Origin of the sequence: Microcystis sp. 49638_E5 (assembly GCF_021300285.1) — a bacterium.
In the GTDB taxonomy this organism is placed as follows: domain Bacteria; phylum Cyanobacteriota; class Cyanobacteriia; order Cyanobacteriales; family Microcystaceae; genus Microcystis; species Microcystis aeruginosa_C.
Window position 1 is genome coordinate 1 of sequence record NZ_JAJTDH010000108.1, and the last position, 9232, is coordinate 9232.

At 43.6% G+C, this 9232-nt stretch carries 6 protein-coding genes; 2 read left to right on the plus strand and 4 right to left on the minus strand.

Annotation, left to right across the window (positions count from 1 at the left end; all coding sequences use genetic code 11):
* The first annotated feature begins 250 nt into the window (after nucleotides 1-250).
* On the plus strand, nucleotides 251-1591 hold the full coding sequence (locus tag LW728_RS20340) for an aromatic ring-hydroxylating dioxygenase subunit alpha (RefSeq protein ID WP_287767933.1): 1341 nt from the start codon (nucleotides 251-253) through the stop codon (nucleotides 1589-1591).
* 288 nt (nucleotides 1592-1879) lie between these two features.
* Here the strand turns inward: LW728_RS20340 and LW728_RS20345 are convergent, their stop codons facing one another.
* From LW728_RS20345 to LW728_RS20355, 3 genes are all read right to left on the minus strand, one after another.
* Complete coding sequence (locus LW728_RS20345; protein WP_287667048.1) at nucleotides 1880-2344, minus strand: DNA phosphorothioation-associated protein 4; 465 nt, start codon at nucleotides 2342-2344, stop codon at nucleotides 1880-1882.
* An 80-nt stretch (nucleotides 2345-2424) separates the two neighbouring features.
* The gene (locus LW728_RS20350) at nucleotides 2425-4017 is read right to left on the minus strand and encodes an ArnT family glycosyltransferase (protein ID WP_002801871.1); all 1593 of its coding nucleotides are present in this window, start codon (nucleotides 4015-4017) and stop codon (nucleotides 2425-2427) included.
* A gap of 567 nt (nucleotides 4018-4584) precedes the next feature.
* Nucleotides 4585-5703 carry a peptidylprolyl isomerase gene (locus LW728_RS20355; RefSeq protein ID WP_287667051.1) on the minus strand — a complete coding sequence of 373 codons (1119 nt, stop codon included), beginning with the start codon at nucleotides 5701-5703 and terminating at the stop codon, nucleotides 4585-4587.
* A 353-nt stretch (nucleotides 5704-6056) separates the two neighbouring features.
* On the opposite strand from LW728_RS20355, the gene LW728_RS20360 reads away from it, so the two are divergent.
* Nucleotides 6057-7217, plus strand: a complete 1161-nt coding sequence (locus LW728_RS20360; protein WP_287667053.1) for a 2,3-diketo-5-methylthiopentyl-1-phosphate enolase — start codon at nucleotides 6057-6059, stop codon at nucleotides 7215-7217.
* 269 nt (nucleotides 7218-7486) lie between these two features.
* Here LW728_RS20360 and serS read toward each other — a convergent pair whose 3' ends face one another.
* On the minus strand, nucleotides 7487-8770 hold the full coding sequence (gene serS / locus LW728_RS20365; RefSeq protein ID WP_287767935.1) for a serine--tRNA ligase: 1284 nt from the start codon (nucleotides 8768-8770) through the stop codon (nucleotides 7487-7489).
* Nucleotides 8771-9232 lie beyond the last annotated feature (462 nt).

A 9232-nucleotide genomic window follows, 5' to 3' on the forward strand; every position in this document is an offset into this window, starting at 1 on the left:
TTTCTATTAAGCTCAACATATATTTGAAAGGTTGGCGGTCACTCCTCATTTTACCTGATAGTGATCGCTTTTACTTTTGATATTCTGATGGGAGAATGAAACAGCCCTACCCTTATCAAGGGGGGCAGGGGGGATCGAACCTAAAATCCATTTTTAATTTAATTATAACCAGCTACTTAGTAGGAAGACAGAGATCAATTGGCCGCACCGATATTATGATCATGATCAATATTTTTTCTCTCTCACCCCCATGACAAGCGCCGATCAATCTCAACCCCTGCCTAGGGATGACTATTTTCACTACCAAAATTGTTGGTATCCTGTGTTATTCGTGCAGGATTGGCAAAAAAATCCCTACTCTTTCTCTCTTTATGGGCAACCATTGCTAATATTTCGCGATCAACAGGGAAAATGGGGCTGTTTGCTTGATCGCTGTCCCCATCGCTTGGCTAAACTCTCCACAGGACAGATGATCGCTGGGCGTTTAGAATGTTTGTACCATGGTTGGCAGTTCGAGACGGATGGAAAATGTTCCCATATTCCCCAACTGCCAGTTAATACCCCGATTCCCCGCAATGCCAAGGTTAAATCCTATAGGGTGATGGAACGTCAGGGAGTCCTCTGGGTTTGGTTAGGAGAAGAGGAAACAGCGAAAGAAAGCGATATTCCTATCATCAAAGACCTAGAAGACCCCAATTGTGTCTATACCGATTATGTCATCGATTTTCCCTATGAACAGGGCTATTTACTCGAAAATCTCCTCGATCCCGCCCATGTTAATATTAGCCATGATCGCAGCGAATTCGGGGCAAAACGGGAAAATGCTCAACCGTTAGCCTTCCAAATCCTCGAAATCTCGGCGCGAGGAATTCGCAGTCAGTGGCGCAATAGCCGCAATCCGCAAGAAAGCTGGAAATATCTGGATTTTATAGCCCCTAATCTCGTTCATTATCGTTTTTCTCTGCCTAATCCCGATTGGTGTGCTGGATTGGCTTTATACGGGATTTCTCTGGGTCAAGGTCGTTCTCGCTTACTGATGCGACGTTACCAAAATTTTGCCGTTAACTCCCGTCAATACCGTTGGCGCTGGTTGGAACATCTGCGTCAAAGTCGCATCCTCGAAGATGATCTACCTTTAATTCAAAGTCAGCAGCAAATGGTGGAAAAGTCAAGAGATAGTTTACAAAAATTATACTTACCCTTAAAAAGTTCCGATGCCTTGGTGATTGAGTTACGTCAATGGTTCGATCGCTATGGGGACTCTTTCCCCTACTATCAAGGCTACACCAGCCAGCGGACAACGGCGATCGATTTATCCGATCCTTTACCCCTCGATCGCTATTCTCGTCACACTGTCCACTGTCGCACCTGTAGCGATGCCCATGAAAACATGGTAAAAACTAAACAAATTGCGATTTTAATGGGGATATTATTAGTTTTACTGGCAATTTTATCCCCAAATCAGTCTATCTATCAAATTACTGCCCTTATTTTCGCAATTTTGGCTTTGGCAGTAGCGATCGCCGCCAATTATACCCGCACAAAATTTGAACGCACCTATGAGAAAAAAGCCCATACCAAACTACAGTAATAAGTAGGGTCTGCTGAAAAAGTTTTTCCTGGGGGCAGGGTGTGGGGTGTGGGGTGTGGGGTGTGGGGTTTTACCGGTTTTGAGGGGGCCAATTACCTAATTTTCAGGGAAAAAGTCCAGGAATTTTCCCCCTGATCACTCCCATGCCCGGTACTTTTTGATTGACAAAAAGTCTAAAAGTCTTACCCAACAAGGTTTTTAGATTTATTCAGCAAACCCTAAGTAGGGTCTGCTGAAAAAGTTTATTGGTGGGGTTAGGAGTCAGGAGAGTTAGGGATAAGATTTCTACTACAAAAATCTGCCTAAATCGAATTCGGTTGTGGCAGTAATTTCTCGAAAACGTTCTTGACTGATAATTAACAATAATCTTTCAGTATAATCCACCGCACCGCGCAATTCTCGTTCTAATCTTGCTAAACCAGCGTTGGCATATTCCTCGAAAATTGTCACTCGCAAAGCTTCCGAATCTACCCCGTGGGGAGAAAGAATTTTCGTGTCTTGGAATTCATTGACTGCCAATAATTTGATTAGGGTATCGTAGCCACGAGAAATAAAAATTTCCAGGTTAATAGGTGAGGGTTCCTTCGCTACATTTTCTATGGCCAGCCTCTCTTGATATCTTACCCCTAAAGCCGCCGCAAAAGCGATGACATCAGCATAGGTCTGAAAAGGACCAATTCCCTGATTAAAATTAACTAAGGACTGGACAAATTCCCCTTTATCTCTAGCAATACGCACTCGATGAATGGACATATTTACCAAGTAAAAAGTTAAAAAGTTTACAAAATTCAGAAGATAGAAATCAGGAGTATTGATGAACTAATTGATCTATTTTAAGGATAAGTTTTAATTAGTCCTTTAGCTTGGTAAACATGAAATTGTTCGATGGCGACACCACCGCGCTTGATCGGAATGACAGCTACTTTAGTTATATCTTGGAAATAGGGACGGTAGCGATCGATTATTTCTGGTCTTTCTAGAGAACTATTTGTAGTAATTAATAAACCATTTTTACCGATCCATTCTTGAGGATTAAACCAAATTTGATAACCCCTTTGATCGTTGTTAAAACAAGTGACGGGAATAGGAACTAGGGGATAAAGAGCCATATCTAGCCATGCTGTCACATAAAAACTATGGGTAAAAACGAAGCTAGAATCTTTTAATAGTGCTAATAATTCGGGCGAATTAGCAAAGCCTTGGCGCAGTTGATCGATATCGACAATTTCCCGAGAAGGGTCTTGTTCTGGGGCAATAATTCCCCCAAAGATTGCGTATTGACTAGGTTTTTGGAAAGTGCCAAAAGTAACGTGAAGCATTGCTATAGATAAAACAGTAACGAGAAAAATTCCTGATCCCCATAACCATCTTTTTACCCAGATTCGAGAAGATTGCTGCCAAGTAGTGGCCTTTTCTCCTAATAAAATCGTGCAGGACCAGAACCCGGGTAAAATCCAACTAGGGGCGAGATAATGGGAAGCACCCACATAAAGCATTCCCAGGATTAAAGGCAGAGAAACCGAGAGAATTAACCATTTTTTTAGGGATTCTTCTTCTCGATGAAAAAATCTTTTTTTCGAGATAAAGTTAGGAATTTGTTCGCCAAAGCTTTTAAATGTCACCCACCACATCGGCAAACCGAAAGGAGGAAACATCGTGGCGATACTAATGCCAACAACCGAGAGAATACCGAGAATATTAAAGTTTTTGGGTTCTCCAGAAAAACGGTCTTCTAAATGAAAGCGAAAGGAAATCCAATCATGGTTAATATTCCAGTAGATAATCGGCAATAAAGTTATCAAAAAGAGAATAAATCCTAATCCCAACCAAGGGGATCTAAATACAGGCCAATAGCGGGGAGTAGTCAGACAAAATAAAACTAAACCAAAACCCAAAATAAAGCCGTGATATTTACTTAAAACCGCCAATCCTACGGCAAGTCCAATATAAGCGAGACGATAGCTAGGATGATAGTTTTTTCCCCGAATTGGCCAGAATTCTTGGGCAGCTAAATAGACTGTTAATGACCAAAAAAAGATTAAAGGACTATCTGGCTGCGAAAGAATCCCGAAGACGATCCCATAGATGGGGATGAGAGTGGCGATCGCTAAAGTCATTCTGGCGACCGGCAGACTGAACAATTTTAAAGCTGTCAGATATAGTAAGCAGAGGCTGCCAGTATAGAGGAGGAGAGTACCGAAGCGAATGGTAAATTGATTGACTAATCCCGTGATCCAAGTCCCAAAACCCGTGGAAATCGCTACTATTGGCGGATGATCGAAATAACTCCAATCCAGATTATGGCTGTAAACGTAATAATATGCCTCATCGTACCCCGGATAAAGCCCCAGGGCGATGATGATTCTAAACAGGAGTCCACCGATGAGCAGATAAACGGCAATGCGATCGCTAAGTATTTTGGTCAAAATTCTTACCTCATTTCATCGCTAAAACTGATGTTAGAGACGGGAGATTTTTGGGGTTGCCAGATTCGAGATTTGTGCATCTATGGCAAGGTTAGATTTAAGTGTGATCTTTAGTTACTATATCACCAACTCTGTCATCTCTTAGACCTTGGCTATCAACCAATTCTCCCTAGGCGTTGCTGATTGACGATATGAAACTAGGATTAAGGGAACGGGGAACTTAGATAAAACTGATGTTAATTAAATAACTTTTGCCGCCATCAAATCAATAATAATCAGGGCCATAGATTGCAGAATTAATAATCTTAAGTGGGTAGGTGTTAAAAGTTGTCAGGCACCCCCCTTATCAAGGGGGGATTAAGGGGGGATCAAGGGGGGATTAAGGGTAGGGTTGATTCATGAATCAACCCTACAAAGCACGACGTTTTGAAAAATTTTCAGATATTTATTCCGATGAGAGAATGAAACGACCCTAGGGGTATCAGGGGAAGTACCCAGAATCTGAGCTGCTTCCCCTATCTATACTAATCTCTGTGCCTTAACAAAACCCAGTTAAAAACCCCCACCCTAGCTAGGTTGGACGAGATTATTTAAGCCATAAACCACTTTAACGCTGATAATCTTATCCTGATCGGTAAGTTCTTCTAACACCTCTTTTCCCTCGACTAAATAGCCAAAAACCGAATAACGACCATCCATGAGATTAAACCCCGGAGGAGTTAATTCATTATCGAATTTAAAGAAAAAGAATTGCGAGGAACCTCCATTAGGATTAGTATCCGGACGTGCTAGGGCCACCGCACCAAAAGCGTTAAAAGGTAAGGCGAGACTGGGTAAGTAAATCCCTAATTCTTCGAGAGTATTGCCATAAACTGGTTCTTCTTCCCCTTTAATCAAAATTTCTAAGGGAATAGAGCGATATTGTTTAGTTTTCGGGTCAATAAACCCCTCTTCTGCACCGACGGGATCCCCAGTTTGCACAACGAAATTATCTTCGCTGCGAATAAAGGGTAAACCGTCATAAAAACCCCGTTGGACTAAATCCACAAAGTTACCCCCATTAATCGGAGCGCTGTAACCATCCACAACGATGGTTAAATCTCCTTTGGTGGTCTGCATCTCTATGGTGGCACGTCCTCGCAATTGCGGCAAGTTAGCGTATTCCGGGGGAACGTTAAAGGGAAAACCCACCACCATTAATTCTTCTAAAGCGGTGATATGATTGAGCAATTCCCGTCTGGTTGACCAAACTGCCTCTTTATCCTTCGCTTCTACGGCCGTATCGAGGGCTGCCACTCCCGTTTTGAGTTTTTCGATTAATTCCTCCCCTTGGCTTTTACTGGCTTCGGGAACACTATCTAAGATAGCCTTGCTTTTGGTAGAAAGGGCATAATTGGCATCCTTGACATCTTTTTTAATCGGACTCCAACGCTTGGCCCGCAGATGTTTGGCAATATCTTCGATCGATTGTTGCACTTGACGAATTGGTTTATTATCTATGGGTAAGGCATTGCGTAAAATAGCAGTGGGATCCGTTACCGCATCACCCTGAGCAAGCACAGCCAGAGCAGGGGCAGTCCCCTTAACCGTGAACAGACTTAAGATTAAAAATAGTGCTAGGGCAATACTAGCGCCGCTTTTTAAGAAAAATTTGCCCGATTCGCGTAATCTTGTCTTTATTTTCATATTTTGGTCGGTTCCTCAATGGCCATACCTATCCAAAATACTTGTAGGCTTTTAGGGGAACCCTTGTCAATAGCTAAGAAAATCGATCGAAGCCATCAGTAATCAGTAATCAGTTATCAGTTATCAGTTATCAGTTGTCAGTTCACCCATTACTGTTTACTGAAAAAAGGCTCCCCAATTCCCCAATTCCCCAATTCCCCAATTCCCCACTTCCCCACCTCCCCACCTCCCCACTTCCCCACCTCCCCACTTCCCCACCTCCCCCACCTCCCCCACCTCCCCAATTCCCCACCTCCCCAATTCATAATTCATAATTTATAATTTATAATTCCCACTCCCTTTTTTTACCTTTTATGACCATAATTGTCGATTATCGCTTTCCGCCCGCTATTAATGCCGAAAAACAGGCAAAAACGATCGCTATCGGTCAAACCGCCGGCACTTGGAGCGAGCGCCACAGTCATCGTCAAGAGCAGCTGCAACAACACCTAGCGGAAGTGGTGGGGATCAGGGAGGAAGCCGACGGTTATAAGGTGGCTAGGGTGCGTTTTCCCCAGATAAACGTTGAAAATGACATCGCCAGTCTTTTAACCATGATTTTCGGCAAATATTCCATGGCTGGAGCCGGAAAAGTGGTGGGGGTGTATCTCCCCGAAAGCTACGGCACAAAAGCCAAGCTGGGAATCACAGGAATTAGGCAACGTTTGGGGGTTTATGATCGACCTCTAGTTATGGCAATTTTTAAACCCGCTTTAGGACTATCAGCGCAAGATCACGCCGATATCCTGCGAGAAGTGGCTTTTGCTGGCTTAGACGTGATTAAAGATGATGAAATCATGGCGGATCTTCCCGTGGCTCCCACCCACGAGCGCCTAGATTGTTGTCGCCGAGTTTTGGAGGAAGTGCGGCAGCAAACCGGTAGAAATGTTCTCTATGCGGTCAATGTCACTGGAAAAGCGGACGAATTGCAGAGAAAAGCCCGTTTATTGGTGAAACATGGGGCTAATGCCCTGTTATTAAACGTTCTTACCTACGGTTTTTCCGTTTTAGAAGCTTTAGCCAGTGATCCGGCGATCGATGTTCCTATTTTCGCCCATCCTGCCTTTGCTGGGGCGATGTGTGCCGGTACTGATACGGGATTAGCCTATTCTGTGGTTTTGGGGACGATGATGGCCCACGCAGGAGCCGATGCGGTGCTATATCCCGCCGCTTACGGTAGTTTACCCTTCGATCCCCGGGAGGAGGGCAAAATTCGCGATATTTTGCGCGATAGAAACGTTTTTCCGGTTCCCTCGGCCGGTATTCGTCCCGGTATTGTTCCCCAGGTCCTTGGGGATTACGGACGTAATGTTATCCTCAATGCGGGAACCGGAATTATGGACCACCCATCGGGACCTGCCAGTGGTGTGAGGGCTTTTTTTGAAGCTTTAGCCAGAATAGAAGCGGGTGAGTCTTTTGATCCCGCCAATTTGCCCGAAGGAGCCTTAAAACAGGCAATTCTAGAGTGGGGTTAAGCGCAACTTTTTCAAATGCACTATATAGGGTTTGCGGCAAAAAGTTTTTCTTGGGGGCAGGGTGTGGGGTGTGGGGTGTAGGGTTTTACCGATTTTCAGGTGGTCAACTACCTAATTTTCAGGGAAAAAGTACCTGAATTTTCCCCCTGATCACTCCCATATCCGGTACTTTTTGATTGACAAAAGGTCTAAAAGTCTTACCCAACAAGGTTTTTAGATTTATTCAGCAGCCCCTATAAAGACATTTTGTCAAGTATTTTTAGGAAAAATTAACAAATAACTTCCCGTTTTAGATAGGGTTGCAGCACTTCCGGCACTTTTACTGTCCCGTCCGGCTGTTGATAATTTTCTAGGACAGCGGCCATAGTACGACCGATCGCTAATCCCGAACCGTTGAGGGTGTGGACAAAATTAGTGCCTTTTTGTCCTTTTTCTTTAAAGCGAATATTTGCCCGTCGTGCCTGAAAGTCTCTAAAATTAGAACAACTGGAAATTTCCCGATAGGTATTAGCCGAAGGTAGCCACACTTCTAAGTCATAACATTTGGCCGCCGAAAAACCCAAGTCACCAGTACACAATTCAATCACGCGATAGGGCAACTGTAAAGCTTGCAGGATTGCCTCCGCATTAGCGACTAAACTTTCGTGTTCCTGAGCAGAAGCGTCAGGATGGACGATTTTGACCATTTCCACCTTATTAAATTGATGCAAACGGATCAAGCCCCTCGTATCCTTGCCATAGCTGCCCGCTTCTCGACGAAAACAAGGGGTATAGGCACAGTGTTTGATCGGTAATTGCTCCGATGAGAGGATTTCATCGCGATAGAGGTTAGTTACGGGTACTTCTGCCGTTGGTGCTAACCAAAGCTCATCATCTCGACATTTAAAGCTTTCTTCCGCAAATTTCGGCAGTTGTCCCGTCCCGCGCAGGGAGTCACTATTGATCAGAATTGGCGGTAAAACTTCTGTATAACCGGCGACAATATGGCGATCGAGCATAAAATTAATTAAAGCTCTTTCTAGGGCTGCCCCGAGGGCGATAAGATTAACAAAACGACTCTGGGCGATCTTTACTGCCCGTTCAAAGTCTAAAATGCCCAATTTTTCCCCAATTTCCCAGTGAGGCAAAATATTCGGGTTGGTGGGTTTATATTCTTCTCCCCAGCGTCTGACTTCGACATTTTCCCGTTCATCCTTACCGATGGGAGTGGTTTCACTGGGTAAATTGGGTAAATCTAAGATTTTTTGGTCAATGGCCGCTTTAATGGCTTTTTCCTGCGGTTCTAATTGAGCTAGTTTACTTTTAATCTCGTTTCCTTCTGTTTTCATTGCCAAAATTTCGGGACTGTTGACATCGCTGCCACTTTTCACTTTTTGTCCCACCAGTTTACCGATTTCGTTACCCCGGGCCTGTAAACTGCTGCGTTCTAACTCTAAAGCCTTCTGTTGTTGATTTAACTGGATAATAGGGGCAATATCATAACTACCTCCCCGACTATCTAAGCGTTTCTGCACTTCCTCTGGATTTTCTCTAATTTGCTTTAGGTCTAACATGGTACGAGTCAGTAAAAAATAAAAAGTAAGTGGGAGAGTCGGGGAATTGGCAGCCTGAGGAGAAATGTTGTCAACCGCTAACCAATGGTCAATAATAACTCAAAACTTAACTAAAATATCGGTTAAAAGCCGCCGGTAAAATTAGCGGCAGCGGAAACTGGGGTATTGTAAAGTTTAAATACAAATATGGTCATATATAGTCATTCATGGTAATATGTACAGACAAAACTATCGGACTAGGCAAAAAAACAGGAATAAGTTATCGAACGGCTTGGAGGTGGTGGAAACAAGGGAATTTAACAGGCTATCAATTGCCTTCTGGTACAATTATCACAACGGATGACAACCCTTCAAAACCCGACGCTGAGTTAAAAGACAACGGATAATATGTTAGTAGCAGAAAGACACATTATCAAGAAAGGACATCGATTCTGGGCTGAGATAGATAATTTATCTTGGCAG